The 16,019-nt window shown below is 70.9% G+C and carries 16 protein-coding genes; 9 read left to right on the top strand and 7 right to left on the bottom strand.

All coding sequences use genetic code 11. The features are described 5' to 3' along the window. Nucleotides 1-44: 44 nt before the first annotated feature. The 4 genes from YIM_RS45060 to YIM_RS45045 all read left to right on the top strand — a co-directional run bounded on the left by YIM_RS45060 (nt 45) and on the right by YIM_RS45045 (nt 4,937). Nucleotides 45-818 (top strand): cytochrome c biogenesis CcdA family protein, encoded by a 774-nt coding sequence (locus YIM_RS45060; RefSeq protein ID WP_153036160.1) that lies wholly within the window; start codon nt 45-47, stop codon nt 816-818. 175 nt (nt 819-993) lie between these two features. After that, a complete protein-coding gene (locus YIM_RS45055; RefSeq protein WP_370468932.1) occupies nt 994-2,583 on the top strand; it encodes a cytochrome c biogenesis protein ResB in 1,590 nt (529 codons plus the stop codon). Between the two features lie 3 nt (nt 2,584-2,586). Continuing rightward, nucleotides 2,587-3,564 (top strand): c-type cytochrome biogenesis protein CcsB, encoded by a 978-nt coding sequence (gene ccsB / locus YIM_RS45050; RefSeq protein WP_153036159.1) that lies wholly within the window; start codon nt 2,587-2,589, stop codon nt 3,562-3,564. 65 nt (nt 3,565-3,629) lie between these two features. Further along, complete coding sequence (locus YIM_RS45045; protein ID WP_194239960.1) at nt 3,630-4,937, top strand: MinD/ParA family protein; 1,308 nt, start codon at nt 3,630-3,632, stop codon at nt 4,935-4,937. A gap of 9 nt (nt 4,938-4,946) precedes the next feature. On the opposite strand, the gene YIM_RS45040 is transcribed toward YIM_RS45045, so the two are convergent. Together YIM_RS45040 and YIM_RS45035 are read right to left on the bottom strand one after the other, a co-directional pair. Further along, a complete protein-coding gene (locus YIM_RS45040; protein ID WP_153036158.1) occupies nt 4,947-5,135 on the bottom strand; it encodes a hypothetical protein in 189 nt (62 codons plus the stop codon). Nucleotides 5,136-5,285: 150 nt separating this feature from the next. After that, nucleotides 5,286-5,498 carry a BldC family transcriptional regulator gene (locus YIM_RS45035; RefSeq protein ID WP_153036157.1) on the bottom strand — a complete coding sequence of 71 codons (213 nt, stop codon included), beginning with the start codon at nt 5,496-5,498 and terminating at the stop codon, nt 5,286-5,288. 187 nt (nt 5,499-5,685) lie between these two features. Between YIM_RS45035 and YIM_RS45030 the strand changes: the two genes are divergently transcribed. The 3 genes from YIM_RS45030 to YIM_RS45020 are packed head-to-tail and all read left to right on the top strand — an operon-like array spanning nt 5,686 to nt 7,534. Then, nucleotides 5,686-6,159: an Lrp/AsnC family transcriptional regulator gene (locus YIM_RS45030; RefSeq protein WP_153036156.1), complete on the top strand. Its 474-nt coding sequence runs from the start codon at nt 5,686-5,688 to the stop codon at nt 6,157-6,159. Between the two features lie 11 nt (nt 6,160-6,170). Further along, nucleotides 6,171-6,458, top strand: a complete 288-nt coding sequence (locus YIM_RS45025; protein WP_153036155.1) for a DUF4229 domain-containing protein — start codon at nt 6,171-6,173, stop codon at nt 6,456-6,458. Then, on the top strand, nt 6,455-7,534 hold the full coding sequence (locus YIM_RS45020; protein ID WP_153036154.1) for a PLP-dependent cysteine synthase family protein: 1,080 nt from the start codon (nt 6,455-6,457) through the stop codon (nt 7,532-7,534). Before YIM_RS45025 ends, YIM_RS45020 begins: the two co-directional genes overlap by 4 nt. Here YIM_RS45020 and YIM_RS45015 read toward each other — a convergent pair. Genes YIM_RS45015 through YIM_RS45000 form a run of 4 tightly spaced genes read right to left on the bottom strand, consistent with a single transcriptional unit; the run spans nt 7,527 to nt 11,656 of the window. After that, nucleotides 7,527-8,402, bottom strand: a complete 876-nt coding sequence (locus YIM_RS45015) for a 1,4-dihydroxy-2-naphthoate polyprenyltransferase (RefSeq protein ID WP_153037666.1) — start codon at nt 8,400-8,402, stop codon at nt 7,527-7,529. The two genes, YIM_RS45020 and YIM_RS45015, sit on opposite strands and share 8 nt — an antisense overlap. Before the next feature lie 43 nt (nt 8,403-8,445). After that, nucleotides 8,446-9,561, bottom strand: coding sequence for a hypothetical protein (locus YIM_RS45010; RefSeq protein ID WP_228004406.1), 1,116 nt, complete (start codon nt 9,559-9,561; stop codon nt 8,446-8,448). Between the two features lie 56 nt (nt 9,562-9,617). Beyond that, entirely contained in the window at nt 9,618-10,733 is a 1,116-nt protein-coding gene (menE, locus tag YIM_RS45005) for an o-succinylbenzoate--CoA ligase (protein WP_153036153.1), read from the bottom strand. After that, nucleotides 10,733-11,656, bottom strand: a complete 924-nt coding sequence (locus tag YIM_RS45000; RefSeq protein ID WP_153036152.1) for a 1,4-dihydroxy-2-naphthoyl-CoA synthase — start codon at nt 11,654-11,656, stop codon at nt 10,733-10,735. The genes menE and YIM_RS45000 overlap by 1 nt, the downstream gene beginning before the upstream one ends. 57 nt (nt 11,657-11,713) lie before the next feature. Here YIM_RS45000 and menD point away from each other — a divergent pair, with 57 nt between their 5' ends. Continuing rightward, nucleotides 11,714-13,378, top strand: a complete 1,665-nt coding sequence (menD, locus tag YIM_RS44995; RefSeq protein WP_153036151.1) for a 2-succinyl-5-enolpyruvyl-6-hydroxy-3-cyclohexene-1-carboxylic-acid synthase — start codon at nt 11,714-11,716, stop codon at nt 13,376-13,378. Nucleotides 13,379-13,522: 144 nt separating this feature from the next. On the opposite strand, the gene YIM_RS44990 is transcribed toward menD, so the two are convergent. After that, the gene (locus YIM_RS44990; RefSeq protein ID WP_153036150.1) at nt 13,523-14,308 is read right to left on the bottom strand and encodes a LamB/YcsF family protein; all 786 of its coding nucleotides are present in this window, start codon (nt 14,306-14,308) and stop codon (nt 13,523-13,525) included. Between the two features lie 84 nt (nt 14,309-14,392). Between YIM_RS44990 and YIM_RS44985 the strand changes: the two genes are divergently transcribed. Continuing rightward, a complete protein-coding gene (locus tag YIM_RS44985; protein ID WP_153036149.1) occupies nt 14,393-15,964 on the top strand; it encodes a M1 family metallopeptidase in 1,572 nt (523 codons plus the stop codon). Nucleotides 15,965-16,019 lie beyond the last annotated feature (55 nt).

Here is a 16,019-nt window from a genome sequence, read left to right as displayed (position 1 = left end):
GTACCGGTCGGGTTCACGGGTTTTTCATTCCTTACCCTGATCGGGTGGACCCAGTGACCGAGCTAGCGACCTCCGGTCCGCTGCTGCTCGCCGCCGGGGTGGCCCTGCTGGCCGGGGCGGTCTCGTTCGCCTCGCCGTGCGTGGTGCCGCTCGTACCCGGCTACCTCGCGTATCTGTCCGCGCTGGTCGGCGCGGACGCCCCCGCGGTCAGCACCGACGAAGCGCCGAAGAAGGGCCGCTTCGCCGTGGTCGGCGCGGCCGGGTTGTTCATTCTCGGCTTCACCGTGGTCTTCACCCTCGGTCTTGGCAGCCTGGTCTGGATCTCGGACGCGTTGCTGGTCAACCAGGACCTGCTGCAGCGCATCGGCGGTGTGGTCACGATCGCCATGGGACTGGTGTTCCTCGGCCTGATCCCCGCGCTGCAGAAGGACGTCCGCTCGCACCGGGTGCCGCGCGGCGGGTTGTGGGGGGCGCCGCTGCTCGGCGCGGTCTTCGGCCTCGGCTGGACCCCGTGCATCGGCCCGACCCTGACCGGCGTGCTGGTGCTGGCCAGCTCCACCGGCGACACCGCGGCCCGCGGTTTCCTGCTGATCCTGCTCTACTGCCTCGGCCTCGGCGTGCCGTTCCTGCTGATCGCGCTCGGCGCGCGGTGGGCCGTGCGCGCCACCGGCTGGCTGCGCCGCAACGGCCGCCGCGTGCAGATCTTCGGCGGCGCGCTGCTGCTGGTGGTCGGCCTGCTGCTGGTCACCGGGCTGTGGGGCGAGCTGGTCGGCTGGCTGCGGGTGGCGTTCATCAGCGAAGTGGAGCTGCCACTGTGACGGTCACCTCGGACGCGCCCCCTGAGTGGTTGCCATCGGAAGTCCTTCGCGGGTATCGGCGGATCCAGGTTTCCGCTGGGCGTGCCGCGCGAAGGTCCTCGTACTGGCCGTACTCGGGCCTTGGCGCGGTGCGGCCGGCGGGAAGCTGGGCCGTCGAGACCCCGAAGGACTTCCGGTGGTGACCACTAAGCGCCCGTACCGCGAGACCCCGCTCCGGCGCGCGCTGGGCTTCGTCCGCAACACCTGGCGCGGGCTGACCTCCATGCGCACCGCGCTGATCCTGCTCTTCCTGCTGGCGCTGGCCGCGCTGCCGGGCGCACTGCTGCCGCAGCGCGCGCTGAACGCGCCGAAGACCGACGAGTACATCACCAACCACGGCTGGTGGGGCGAGCTGCTCGACCGGTTGCAGTTCTTCGAGGTCTACTCCAGCGTCTGGTTCTCGGCGATCTACCTGCTCCTGATGGTGTCGCTGGTCGGCTGCCTCGCCCCGCGCAGCGTCGACTACGTGCGCGCGATGCGGGCGAAGCCGGTGCTCACCCCGCGCCGCCTCGCGCGCATGCCGCACCACCACCACTTCGAGACCGAGGCCACCGCCGACGAGGTGGCCGCCACCGTCCGAACGCGACTGCGCGGCTGGCGCAAGATCGAGCGCGAGGAGGAGGGCGGCGTCCGCACCATCAGCGCGGAACGCGGCTACCTGCGTGAGACCGGCAACCTGCTGTTCCACTTCGCCATGCTCGGCCTGATCGTGTTCTTCGCCATCGGCAAGATGTTCGGTTACGAGGGCCAGGTCACCGTGCTGGCCAACGGCTCGCAGTTCTGCAACTCCGGCATCTACGCCTACGACGCCTTCGAGCCCGGCCTCCAGGTGGACGGCACCGAGCTGAACCCGTTCTGCGTGAAGGTGAACAAGTTCACCGCGGAGTACACCGAGCAGCTGCAGCCGATCCACTACCAGGCCGACATCGAGTACCAGACCGGCGCGGACCTGGACAGCGGCACCTGGCACCCGTACCAGGTCAAGATGAACGAGCCGCTGCGCATGGGCGAGGACCGCGTCTACGTGCTCGGTTACGGCTACGCGCCGAAGTTCACCGTCACCTATCCCGACGGCACCACCCGCACGCAGACCATCCAGTGGCGCCTGGTCGATCCGGGCACGATGCTCTCCGAGGGCGCGACCAAGTTCGACCCGCCGGGCATCGCCGACACCGAGGAACGCCGGAAGAAGCAGCTGGCGATCACCGGCCTGTTCGCGCCGACCGCCTTCGTGCACGGCAACGTGCTCAGCTCGTCGAGCCCGGTGCTCACCGATCCCGGTGTCGCGGTGGACGTGCTGCGTGGTGACCTCGGCATCGACTCCGGCCGCGGGCAGTCCATCTTCGAGGTCAACCAGTCCATGGTGGACAGCGGGCGGCTGGTCAAGGTGGCGCGGGAGAACCTGATGCTGGGCCAGGACATCACCCTGGACGACGGCACCAAGATCCGGTTCGACGGGGTGGAGAACTACGCCTCGCTCCAGGTTTCCTACGACCCGACGCAGATGTGGGTGCTGGTCTGCGCGATCGCCATGCTGCTCGGGCTGGTCGGCTCGCTGGTGGTCAAGCGGCGCCGGTTCTGGGTGCGGATCACCCCGCCCGCCGATGGCGATGAGCTACGACGTACTGTAGTAGAAGTGGCCGGGCTGGCCAGGACGGACCAGGCAGGCTACGGCGAGGAGTTCAACCGGATCGCGGTCTCGCTCCACGAGAAGAAGGACGACTAGCGCATGGTCAACGAGACGTTGTCGCAGTTCAGCGACCTGTCCTACACCACATCGGTTGCCGTGTACGTGCTGGCGATGATGTTCTTCCTGGTCGAGCAGTCCTTCGGGCGCAAGGGCAGGCAGGCCGCGCAGCGGACCAAGGAACGCAGCGCCGCGCTGGTCGGCGGCGGCACGGCCGTGCTCGCCACCACCGTGCCCCCGGTGGACGAGGCCCCATCCCGGCGTGAGCGGGCCGAGCGCATCGGCCGCATGGGTGTCGCGCTGACCGTGCTCGGCGTGCTGCTGCACCTGGCCGCGCTGGTGCTGCGCGGAGTCGCCACGCACCGCGTGCCCTGGGGCAACATGTACGAATACATCATGGCGGTCTGCCTGATCGCCGTGGCTACCTGGCTGGTGGTGCTGCGCAAGTCGGACATCCGGCACCTGTCGGCGTTCGTGCTGCTGCCGGTGGTCATCCTGATGTTCATCGGCGGCACCATGCTCTACGCCGTGGCCGCGCCGGTGCAGCCCGCGCTCCAGTCGTACTGGCTGGTCATCCACGTCTCGGCGGCCATCGTCGCCTCCGGGGTGTTCCTGGTGCCCGGCGTGGCCAGCGTGTTCTACCTGATCCGCGGCCAGCACGAGAAGAACCCGGCGAAGTTCGCCCGCTTCGGGCCCAAGCTGCCCGCGCTGGACGTGCTGGACCGCGTCGCCTACCGGACCACGGTGTTCGCCTTCCCGGTGTTCACCTTCGGCGTGCTGTGCGGCGCGGTGTGGGCCGAGGCCGCGTGGGGCCGGTTCTGGGGCTGGGACCCGAAGGAGACGGTCGCCTTCATCGCCTGGGTGATCTACGCCGCCTACCTGCACTCGCGGGCCACCGCCGGCTGGCGGGGCAACCGCGCGGCCTGGATCAACGTGCTGGGCTTCGCCGCCACCGTGTTCAACCTGTTCTTCGTGAACCTCGTCACCACCGGGTTGCACTCGTACGCCGGGGTCGGCTGACATCCGCCGCGGATCCCGGCTACCGTCGTGCCAGTGCGACGTGAGGGAGTTGGAGGATCGCGAAGGTGACCGGATCTGACGAAGTGCCCGGTCAGCAGCCGGAACCGGGGGACGAGCCCACCCAGTGGCAGCCCGCGCCCCCACCGCCTGACCAGGCGCATTTCTCCGAGGAACGCACCGACTCGGCACCGCACCCGGCCGCCGGGGCCCCCGGGTCTACGTCAGGGCCGTACGAAGTGCCGCAGGTGCCGCCGTACCAGCGGCCCTACGCCGACCCGTACGACCAGCAACTGCCCCCGCTGCACCCACAACAGCAGCAGCAGTACGGGCAGCCCGCCTACGACCAGCAGCCGTTGCCGCCGCTGCCCCAGCCGCAGACACCGCAGGGGCCGCCGGCGCCCCAGCTGCCGCCGAGCATGCTGCCCCAGCCGCAGCACGGCAGACAGCCGCTGCCCGGCGACGACCTGACCACCGCGCACCTGGTCAAGCCGACCAGGCGCCGCCCGCAGTCCGGCTGGCGCAAGGCGCTGTACGTCGGGTCCGGCAAGCTGATCAACCCGGGCGAGAGCCCGGCCGACCGGCGTCGCCGGGAACTGATCGCGCAGGTCAACCAGCCGCTGCGGGGCTGCTACAAGATCGCCATGCTGAGCCTGAAGGGCGGCGTCGGCAAAACCACGACCACCACCACGCTCGGCGCCACCTTCGCCTCGCTGCGCGGGGACCGGGTGGTCGCGGTGGACGCGAACCCCGACCGCGGCACGCTGTCGCAGAAGATCCCGATCGAGACCACTGCCACCGTGCGCCACCTGCTGCGGGACGCGGACAAGATCACGCGCTACAGCGACGTCCGGTCCTACACCTCGCAGGGCTCGAGCCGCCTGGAGATCCTCGCCAGCGAGCAGGATCCGGCGGTGTCCGAGGCGTTCTCCGAGGACGACTACCGGCGCACGGTCAACCTGCTGGAGCACTTCTACAACATCGTGCTCACCGACTGCGGGACCGGCCTGATGCACTCGGCGATGAAGGGCGTGCTCGACGTCGCCGACGCGCTGGTGGTGGTCTCGTCCGGTTCGGTGGACGGGGCGCGCAGCGCTTCGGCCACTTTGGACTGGCTCGACGCCCACGGGTACGGCGACCTGGTCAAACGCTCGGTCGCGGTGATCAACTCGGTGCGGCCGAAGGGCGGCTCGGTCGATCTGGACAAGCTCGCCGCGCACTTCGCCGCGCGGGTGCGCGGGGTGTGCCGCATCCCGTTCGACCCGCACCTGGAAGAGGGCGCCGAGATCGAACTGGACCGCCTGCAGGCGGAAACCCGGCTGGCCCTGCTGGAACTGGCGGCGACCGTCGCGGACGGTTTCGCCGTCGAACGGTAAAGCCCGGTTTTACTTCTGCTCGTCCTCGTCGCGGCCCTTCTGCCGCTGCTGTTCGGCTAGACCACGGAGGAAGTCCGGGTCGTCATCGGGGGCGACGCGGGGCTGTGACGACGGGACTCCGGGGCGGGGGGCGCCGAACGTTCGCCACAGGACAACGGCGACCGTCAGTGCTCCGATCGCCGCGAGCAGGTAGAGCATGCTCGATCCCTTCAGGCTCTGGTGCGCGGATGTGCTTCCCCCGAGGTTAACCCTTTTGCCGGGTTTGCGGGTGGCGTGGGGTTGATGCCCCCCGCCTCGTGACATGCGAACGGGGATGTCGTGAGACATCCCCGTTGGTTCGCGGGCCGGTCAGACGCGGCGAGCGGGCTCGCTGGCGTCCGTGGTGAGCTCGGCGAGCAGTTCGTTGACTTCGGCTTCCCGGAACCGGCGGTGCCCGCCCGGGGTGCGGATGGAACCGATCCGCCCGGCGGTGGCCCAGCGGGTCACGGTCTTGGGATCGACTCGGAACAATGTGGCGACCTCACCCGGGGTGAGCAGTCGTCCTCCGACGGTCGCGGTCACTTTCCGCCTCCTTCACGACCTCGCGGCTATACCGGTAGGTAGGTAGCCGGCTCTCAACGGGGCAATCGTCGCACTTACCCCGGCAGGTACTCGAACGGTTGTCGAAGAGTAAAGAGGTAGTAAGGGATAAACGCCGCGACTCGGACATCGGGGCCGGGCCGGGCGCGCCTGGTTAGGGTGAGCCGCTATGGACGCACTCGATCGCAGGATCATCGCCGCGCTGCGGCTCAACGGCAGGGCGACCTACGCCGAGCTGGGCCGGACCGTGGGATTGTCGGCGTCCTCGGTGCACGAGCGCGTCGGCAAGCTGGAGGCGGCCGGGGTGATCACCGGCTACCACGCGGTGGTCGATCCGAGCACGGTCGGCCTCGGTGTGACCGCGCTGGTCGGCATCCAGCCGACCGACACCGCCGCCGACGAGGACGTGGCCGAAGCGCTCGGCAGCCTCGGTGAGGTGGAGAGCTGCTACGCCGTCGCGGGTGACGAGGCGTTCGTGGTCAAGGTCCGCGTGTCCACCGTCGACGAGCTGGAGCGCACGCTGGGCAGGCTCCGCCGGATCGACGGGGTGGCCCGCACGCGCACCACCGTGGTGCTGTCCACCCGCTTCGAGGGCAGGCCCAACAACGAAGGCCTGGACGAAGCCGCCGAAGATGGCGCGTAACCTGCATAGATGTGAGTGACGCTGCTGTTCCTGGCCACCTCGGTCGTGACCTGACCCTGTACCTGCTCGCGCGCTTCGGCCTGGTGGCCGTGGTCGCCGCGCTCCTGTTGCTGGTCAACGTGCCGCTGCTGGTGGCGCTGGCGGTCGGCCTGGTGGTCGGCCTGCCGCTGGGGCTGCTCGCCTTCCGCGGCCTGAACACCCGGGTCACCGCCCAGCTGGCCAAGCGCAACGAGAACCGGGCCCGTGAGCGCGCGAAGCTCCGGGCCCAGCTCCGGGGCGACCTGAGCGAAGCGGAATGAGCCAGCAGAACCGCGCGTGGACCCGTGAGGCCGTGCGCATCATCGAGGCCGACGCCAACCGCAGCGCCGACACCCACCTCCACGTGTTCCCGCTGCCCCCGGAGTGGGGTGTCGACCTCTACCTCAAGGACGAGTCGGTGCACCCGACCGGCTCGCTCAAGCACCGGCTGGCCCGTTCGCTGCTGCTCTACGGCCTGGTCAACGGGCACATCGGCCCGGACACCGTGCTGATCGAGGCGTCCAGCGGCTCGACCGCGGTGTCCGAGGCGTACTTCGCGCGGATGCTGGGCCTGGAGTTCGTCACCGTGGTGCCGCGCAAGACCAGTCCGGAGAAGGTCGCGCTGATCGAGTTCTACGGCGGGCGCTGCCACTTCGTCGACATCCCGGCCGAGATGTACACCGAGGCCGAGCGCCTGGCGTCCGAGTGCAACGGGCACTACCTCGACCAGTTCACCTACGCCGAGCGGGCCACCGACTGGCGCGGCAACAACAACATCGCCGAGTCGGTGTTCGCGCAGCTGCGCGCCGAGCGGCACCCGGTGCCAGCCTGGATCGTGGTCGGCGCGGGAACCGGCGGGACCAGCGCCACCTTCGGCCGGTACGTGCGCTATCGGCGGCACACCACCAAGATCGCCGTGGTCGACCCGGAGAACTCGTCGTTCTACGGCGCCTGGGAGACCGGCGCGCTCGACTACGCCACCGGCATGCCGTCCCGGATCGAGGGCATCGGACGGCCCCGCTGTGAGCCGTCGTTCGTGCCGAACGTGATCGACGAGATGTTCCAGGTGCCGGACGCGGCCTCGCTGGCGGCGATCCGGTTGCTGCGCGAGCACACCGGGCACTGGGCCGGTGGCTCGACCGGTACCAGCCTCTACGGCGCGTTCAAGCTGATCTCGCGCATGGTGTCGGAGGGCCAGGCCGGCAGCGTGGTCACCCTGCTCTGCGACAGCGGCGACCGCTACGCGCACACCTACTACAACGACGACTGGGTCGCCGCGCAGGGCATGGACCTCGCCCCGCACCGAGCCGCCATGGAGGAGTTCCTGACCAGCGGCAAGTTCCTGCCGCCTAGCTGAGCACCAGCGCCAGTGCGGTGAGCACGGACCAGGCCAGCATGGCCAGTCCGGTGTCCTTGAGCGCCGGGATCAGACCGGGGCCGGTGGCGCCGGAGCGGATCGCGCGGACCGGGCGGATCAGCAGCGCGCCGGCCAGTACGCCGATCACCAGCCGCGGGTCGGTGAGCAGGCCGAGCGCGAAGCTGAGCACGAACGGCACGGCGACCAGCACCAGGTAGAACCGGCGCGTGCCCTCGTCGCCGAGGCGGACGGCCAGGGTGCGCTTGCCGGAGGTGACGTCGGTGGGGATGTCGCGCAGGTTGTTCGCGGTGAGCACGGCGGTGGAGAAGCAGCCGACGGCCACCGCGCACGCCAGCGCCTGCCAGCTGATCCGGCCCGCCTGGATGTACACCGTGCCGAGCACGGCGGCGAGGCCGAAGAAGACAAAAACCGCCACCTCGCCGAAGCCGTGGTAACCGTACGGGCGCCGCCCGCCGGTGTAGAACCAGGCGCCGAGCAGGCAGACCGCGCCCAGCGCGAGCAGCCACCAGTACCCGCTCGCGGCGACCAGCACCAGCCCGAGCACCCCGGCCAGCCCGAGCGAGGTGAGCGCGGCGGCCAGCACCGCCTTCGGCTTCGCCGTGCCCGAGCCGACCAGCCGCAGCGGGCCGACGCGGTCGGCGTCGGTGCCGCGGATGCCGTCGGAGTAGTCGTTGGCGTAGTTGACGCCGATGATCAGCGCGAGCGACACGCCCAGCGCGAGCAGCGAGCGCCACCAGGAGAACGCGTCGAGCGCCGTCGCCGCCCCGATCCCGGCGACCACCGGTGCCACCGCGTTCGGCAGCGTTCGCGGCCGCGCCCCCTCGATCCATTCGGTCAGCGTCGCCATACCGATCATTCTGGTCACCGGCGCTCTTCGCCGGTCGGCAGGGTCAGCAGGGTGGCGGCGGCTGGGCCAGTCGCACGTAGGCACCCGACACGTACATGCCCTCCGCCAGCCGGTACCAGCGGTCGTTCGTGCCTTCGGTGCCGTCGACGGATTCCCCCGCCGCGGCGCAGTCGATGCGGATCTGCGCGTGCCGCGCCGCCAGGCCAACCTGCCGTTCGCCGCTGTGCGGGCCGGTGCGCACGTTCAGCGAGTCCAGCGAGGTCACCGTGCCCCACGGACCGCCGCCGGTCCACTGGTAGGTCACGTCCACCCAGGCGTTGTCCTTCAGCTTCAGCCCGTCCCAGAAGGTGCCGTCGGCCAGGTCGATGCCCGCCGGGTTCGCCACCTTCCGGCCGAACTGGTCCTTCCCGCCGTTGTGCCCGTGCTGGTACGCCGCCTGCGCCTGCGGCAGCCCGCGCGGCAGCTCACCCCAGCTCAGCCGCTCGACGCTCCAGTAGTCGTCCTTGATGTTCCACGGCCCGACGTCCCACACCGGTGCCCATTCGCACCGCGCGTGGTCGGGCGTGCACACCTTCACCGAGTAGTTGCCCTGCCCCTTCCCCGCCAGCCCGCGCCGCGACGGCAGTGCCACGAAATGGTCCCGCTGCACGATCTTGTGCCCGTTCGCGGTGGTCCCGCCGACCAGGCCCTCACGCGTGGCGAACACCCGGTACGTCGCGGCGAGCGTCGGGTCGGTGACCTCGGTTCCCGCGTGCCAGGCGGTCAACCCGACCGGCCCGACCGCCGTGCCGACCGGCCCGGTCAGCACCAGCCGCGCCTGCACCGAACGGGTCGCGCCGGGCAGCACGGTCGGCGCGCCCGGCAGCGCCTCGACCCATTCGGTCCACCGGCCGTCCGGGTGCTGCCCGCGGAGGTCCACCGCCACTCCCGGCGCGCCGAACTCCGCGCGCACGGTGTCCACTTCGGACTGGAGCTGCTTGGCGGGTAGTTCCTCGATGCTCAGTGGTGAGGCACTGGCCGGTGTGCCCGGTACCGGGTCGATCCGGCCGCGCGGTGGTTCGACCGTCCAGCTCACCGGTCCGGTGGCGACGGCGGGGGTGGTCAGGGCGGTCAGGGCGAGCAGCACGCACAGGGTGACCGCCCGGGTTCTCTTGATCACGGAACGCCAGCCAAAGGCACGCTACGTGATCTGTCAATCAACCATCCCTGACCGTGTTACCCCTGTTCAGCTAAGGTGCGAACGCCGCTACGGTCCACCTTGCCCGGCCCGCGCAGCGGCAGCTCGGCCAGCGCGAGCAGCCGCTTCGGCACCGCCGCGGCGCCCGCTTCCGCCCGCACGAGCGCCCGCAGTTCGTCCTCCGGAAGAGGGCCTTTCGCGGGCACCACCGCGGCCACCACGGCCTCGCCCCACTCCGGATCCGGCACGCCGACCACGCAGACCGCCCGCACCGACGGGTGCGCCAGCAACGCCCGCTCCACCGCGGCCGCGGGCACCTTGACCCCGCCGGTGTTGATCACGTCGTCGGCGCGGCCGAGCACCGTCAGCCGCCCGTCGTCGAACCGGCCGAGGTCGCTGGTGCGGAACCAGCCATCCACAAAGGACTCCGCAGTCAGCTCCGGGTTGAGCCGATACCCGTGCGCCAGCACGGAACCGGCGATCTCCACCCGGCCGCCGCCACCGATGCGAATGTCCACTCCGGACAATGGAACGCCCTGGTAGACGCAGCCGCTGGCGGTCTCGCTCATGCCGTACGCGGGCACCGCGGTGATGCCGGCCGAAGCCGCGCGTTCGGCGAGCCCGGGGTCCAGCGCGGCCCCGCCGAGCACGATCGCGTCCAGTCGCGCGACCTCACGCGTCACCTCCGGCCCCGCGTCCACCAGTCGCGACAGCTGTGTCGGCACCAGCGCGCTGTAGTGCGGCCCCGGCCGCCGGACCAGCTCGCGCACACCGTCGGCGAAGTCCGTCGCCCGGAACCCGGCCCGCGAGTCGAGCACCACCGGCGAGGTCCCGGCGAGCATCGAGCGCACCAGCACCTGGAGTCCGCCGATGTACTGCGGTGGCGTCGCGAGCAGCCAGCGACCCGGCCCGCCGAGCCGCTCGTGCGTGGCTTCCGCGGACGCCCGCAGCGCGGCCGCGGACAGCAGCACGCCCTTCGGCGCCCCGGTCGAGCCCGAGGTCGCGATGATCACCGCGGTGCCGTCCTCGACCGGCAGGTCCGGCCGCATCGCCTCGGCCAGCGCGGGGTCGCCGACCGGCAGCACCGCCGGACCGCCGTCCAGCGCCGCGGCCAGTGCCCCCGGCAGTTCCGAGAACTCGGCGACGACCCGCATCAGTAGTAGTACGGGTAGCCGGACCAGTCCGGATCGCGTTTCTGCAGGAAGGCGTCGCGGCCCTCGACCGCCTCGTCCTGCATGTACGCCAGCCGGGTGGTTTCCCCGGCGAAGAGCTGCTGGCCGACCAGGCCGTCGTCGATCAGGTTGAACGAGTACTTGAGCATGCGCTGCGCGGTCGGCGACTTGCCGTTGATCTCCCACGCCCAGCGCAGCGCCTCGGCCTCCAGCTCGGCGTGCGGGAACACCGCGTTGACCGCGCCCATGCGGTGCATTTCCTCGCCGGTGTAGGACCGGCCGAGGAAGAAGATCTCGCGGGCGAACTTCTGCCCGACCTGCCGGGCCAGGTAGGCCGAGCCGTACCCGCCGTCGAACGAGCCGACGTCGGCGTCGGTCTGCTTGAACCGCGCGTGCTCGGCCGAGGCGAGCGTGAGATCGCACACCACGTGCAGCGAGTGCCCGCCGCCCGCCGCCCAGCCCGGCACCACCGCTACCACGACTTTCGGCATGAATCGGATGAGCCGCTGGACCTCGAGGATGTGCAGCCGCCCGGCCCGCGCGGGGTCCACCGTGTCGGAGGTCTCCCCGTCCGCGTACTGATACCCGGACCGACCGCGAATACGCTGGTCACCACCGGAGCAGAAAGCCCACCCGCCGTCCCGCGACGACGGGCCGTTGCCGGTGAGCAGCACGCAGCCGACGTCCGAGCTCATCCGCGCGTGGTCGAGCGCGCGGTACAGCTCGTCGACGGTGTGCGGCCGGAAGGCGTTGCGGACGTCCGGCCGGTCGAATGCCACCCGGACGACGCGTTTGCCTGAGCGGCTCTCCGTGGAACGGTGGTAGGTGATGTCGGTGAAGTCGAACCCTTCGACCTCGGACCAAGAGGCGGGGTCGAACAGCTCGGAAACTTGGGCGTCACTCACGCCTGGGAGAATAGGACCTATGGCCATGAGCGCGGAGGACCTGCCGGGGGACGCCCGGTGAACCCGTCGACCGCGCAGGCCAGGGTGATCGTGGACGAGCTGATCCGCAACACCGTCTCGCACGTCGTGCTCTGCCCCGGCTCCCGCAACGCCCCGCTCTCGCTCGCGCTCTACGACGCGGCGTCGACCGGCAAGCTGCGGCTGCACGTCCGGATCGACGAGCGCAGCGCCGCCTTCCTCGCGCTCGGCATCGCCGCGCGCACCGGCCGCCCGGTGGCCGTGCTGTGCACCTCGGGCACCGCCGCCTCGAACTTCCACCCCGCCGTGCTCGAAGCCGACCGAGCCGGGGTGCCGCTGATCGTGCTCACCGCCGATCGCCCGCCCGAGCTGCGCGCGGCGGGGGCCAACCAGGTCATCGACCAGCGCCGCCTCTACGGCGACGCGGTCCGCTACGGCGACGAGCTGGCGGTCGCCGAACGCCGCGCCGGGCAGAACTCGTACTGGCGCAGCCAGGTCTGCCGGGCCTGGAACGCGGCCTACGGCGAGTGGCGCAGCGGGCCGGTCCACCTGAACATCCCCTTTCGCGAGCCGCTGGTGCCGGACGAAGAGGACGGCGAGTGGTACGAGTCGCTGGAGGGCCGCCCCGGCGGTGCCCGGTGGACCGAGCTGCCCGACTTCGGCGCGCTGCCCGCGTTCGTGGTGCCCTCGGCGCGGCACGGCCTGGTCATCGCCTGTGACACCGGGGTCGGCGCGGCCAGCGAATGGGCCGAGCAGCACGGCTGGCCGGTGGTCTCGGAGACCGGCGGCATCGGGCTGACCGGGTCGACCGCGATCGGTGCCGGTGCCTGGCTGCTCGGGGTGCCGGAGTTCATCGAACGGCACAAGCCGGAGCAGGTGCTCTGCCTCGGCAGGCCGACGGTGTTCCGGCAGGTCCAGGCGCTGCTCTCGGACGCGGACGTGGAGGTGCTGCTGGTCCGGCCGGATTCGGACTGGCCTGCCCCCGCGCACAACGTGCGGCAGGTGGGCCAGTGGTTCGCCGAGCCGACCAAGCCCGCCGACCCGGAGTGGCTGGCGAGCTGGCAGCGCGCGGACGCGGCGGCGAAGGCCGCGGTCCGCGAGGCGCTGGCCGAGGAGGCGTGGCCGACCGGCCTGCGGCTGGCCGCGGAGCTGGTCGAGGCGCTGCCGGAGGACGCGATGCTGGTGGTCGGGCCGTCGAACCCGACGCGGGACATCGCGCTGGCCGGCGGCATGCGGCCGGACGTGCTGGTGCACCGCAACCGCGGGGTGGCAGGCATCGACGGCGCGGTGTCCACCGCGATCGGCGCCGCCAGCGTCCACAAGGGACCGTCATACGCGCTGCTCGGCGACCTGACCTTCCTGCACGACATCAACGGCCTGCTCACCGGGCCCGCCGAGTCGCGGCCGGACCTGACCATCGTGGTGCTGAACGACGACGGTGGTGGCATCTTCACGCTGCTGGAGCAGGGCGCGCCGGAGCACAGCGCCGGGTTCGAGCGGGTCTTCGGCACCCCGCACGGGGCGGACCTCGGCGCGTTGTGCGCCGGGTACCGCGTGCCGCACGTGGTGGCCGAGACGCTGACCGAGTTCCGGGCCGCGCTGCGCCCGGCACCCGGCCTGCGGGTGATCGAGGTGCGGGTCGACCGCGCCCGGCACCGCGACCTGCACGCCCGCCTTCGGGCTGCCGTTTCCGCCTCGGTCTGAAACCTGCTTCAGCCCGCAGAAGCCTGGCCTGCTTCAGCTCGTGGAAGCCTGCTGCCTGCTTTTTGCCCGCGGAAGTCTGCCGCCTGCGTCAGCCCGCAGAAGTCTGCTGACCTGCTTCAGTCCGCGGAAGTCTGCTGACCTGCTTCAGTCCGCGAAAGCCTGTGGGCGGATGCCCGCGTCCTCCAGCGCCGCTCGTACCGCGCGGGCGATTTCCACCGCGCCCGGCGTGTCTCCGTGTACGCAGATCGAGCGGGCGCCGACCGTCACCGTGGAGCCGTCGATGGCGGTGATCCGGCCGTGTGTGGCCAGGTCGACACAACGCGCGGCGATCACCGAGGCGTCGTGCAGCACCGCGCCCGGTTCCCGCCGCGAGACCAGGTGGCCCTCCGGGGTGTAGGCCCGGTCGGCGAACGCCTCGGTCACCGTGGGCAGCCCGGCGGCTTCCGCGGCCGAAAGCAGGGCGGACCCCGGCAGGCCGAGCACCGGCAGCGAGCCGTACCGCCGCACGCCTTCGGCGACGCCCCCGGCCTGCACCGAGTCGGTCACCACGGTGTTGTAGAGCGCTCCATGCGGCTTCACGTACGCGACCCGCGTCCCGGCCGCGCGCGCGAAGGCGTCCAGCGCGCCGATCTGGTAGGTGATTTCGTCCGCGAGCCGGTCCGGCGGCACGTCCATCCGCTGCCTGCCGAAGCCGGCGAGGTCGCGATAGGACACCTGCGCGCCGATCACCACGCCGGACCTGGCGGCCCGGTCGCAGGTGGCACGCATGATCGTCGGGTCACCGGCGTGGAAACCGCAGGCGACGTTCGCGCTGGTCACCACGTCCAGCAGCGCTTCGTCGTCGCCGAGGGACCAGATCCCGAAGCCCTCGCCGAGGTCACTGTTCAGGTCGACCGTGGAATTCCCGGTTGGACCGTTCTCAGCAGGCAAGACCCTCCTTTTGGTTGTTCCTCGGACCCAGCCGCGGCGATAGGTTCGCCCAAGCTCGAGCCACGGACACTTCGGAGGGTATAGATGCGCCTGAGAACTCGCGCGGGAGTCGGTGCGGTGGCCACCGGCCTCGCCTCGATCCTGCTGGCCTCCACGGCCAGCGCCGCCCCGGCGCCCGGTGCGCCAGGGGCCGGGGACGCCTACTACCCGGGTGCCGGCAACGGGGGTTACGACGTCCAGCACTACGACATCAGGCTGACCTACCAGCCGTCGACCGACCAGCTGTCCGGGCAGACGACCATCCTGGCCACCACCACGCAGGAGCTGTCCGCGCTCAACCTGGACTTCGCGCTCAAGGTCAGTTCGGTGCGGGTGAACAACGCGCCCGCGCAGTTCAGCAAGGACGCGAAGGACCCCAGCGAGCTGGTGGTGAAGCCGGCCAAGCCGCTGGCGAAGAACCAGTTCGTCACCATCGTGGTCAGCTACGCCGACACGCCGTCGAAGGTCGTCGTCGACGGTGCGACGGCCTGGCGCAAGACGCCGACCGGCGCCGAAGTGGTGGACGAGCCGTTCAGCTCGGAGTGGTGGTACCCGGCCAACGACCACCCCACCGACAAGGCCACCTTCGACGTCTCCGTCGAGGTCCCCGACGCCGTTTCCGCCATCACCAACGGCACCCTGGTGCGCAAGACCAAGCAGCGCACCGGCTGGACGCGGTGGAACTGGCGCAGCACCCAGCCGCAGGCCACCTACCTGGCCTTCCTCGCCGTCGGCGGGTTCGAGGTGCTGCAGTCGACCACGCCGAGCGGGCAGCCGTTCCTGTCCGCATACGACCCGGCGCTGGGCGCCGCGCTGCCCGCCGCGAAGGCCAGCATCGAGCGCACGCCCGAGGTCACCGACTTCCTGGCCACCCAGTTCGGGCCCTACCCGTTCGAAGCGCAGGGCGGGGTGGCGTCCAACGCGATCGGCTTCGCGCTGGAGAACCAGACGCGCTCGGTCTACGGCAACAGCTTCTGGCGCAACGGCTCGAACACCTCGGTGGTCGCGCACGAGGTGGCGCACCAGTGGTTCGGCGACTCGGTGTCGCTGGGCAAGTGGAGCGACATCTGGCTGAACGAGGGCTTCGCCAGCTACGCGGAGTTCCTGTGGTCGGAGAGCATCGGTGAGGGCACGGCCGACGAACTGGCCGAGTACCTGTACAACTCCTACCCGGCGGACAGCCCGTTCTGGCAGGTCAAGCCCGGTGACCCGGGGCCGGACAAGCAGTTCGACGCGGCCGTCTACGACCGCGGCGCGCTGACCGTGCACGCGTTGCGCAAGGCGGTCGGCGACGAGAGCTTCTTCAAGATCCTGCAGACCTGGCAGGCGCAGAAGAAGGGCACGCACGCCACCATTCCGGAGTTCATCGCGCTGTCGGAGAAGATCTCCGGCAAGCCGCTGTACGACCTGTTCCAGACCTGGCTGTACACCCCGGGACGCCCGGAGTTCAGCCCGACGGGACAGCCGTCCGCGGTTTCGGCGGCGACCGTGGCCCGGGCGGCCGACGGCGCGCCCGCCGAGCCGAAGTCGTGGTCGAAGATCAAGCTCACGCACGCCGAACTGGCGGAGCACGGGCACGGTCACGACCACGGCACGGAAGCGGGCCGCGACTACTAGTCCGGCACACGGCTGGCGGGCATCGGCACGACCAGCCCGCACCCGGGGCTCGCAG

The sequence above is a fragment of the Amycolatopsis sp. YIM 10 genome (assembly GCF_009429145.1).
Taxonomy (GTDB): Bacteria; Actinomycetota; Actinomycetes; order Mycobacteriales; family Pseudonocardiaceae; genus Amycolatopsis.
Note: the sequence above shows the minus strand (reverse complement) of the source record. Positions and strands in the feature narration are given on the sequence as shown.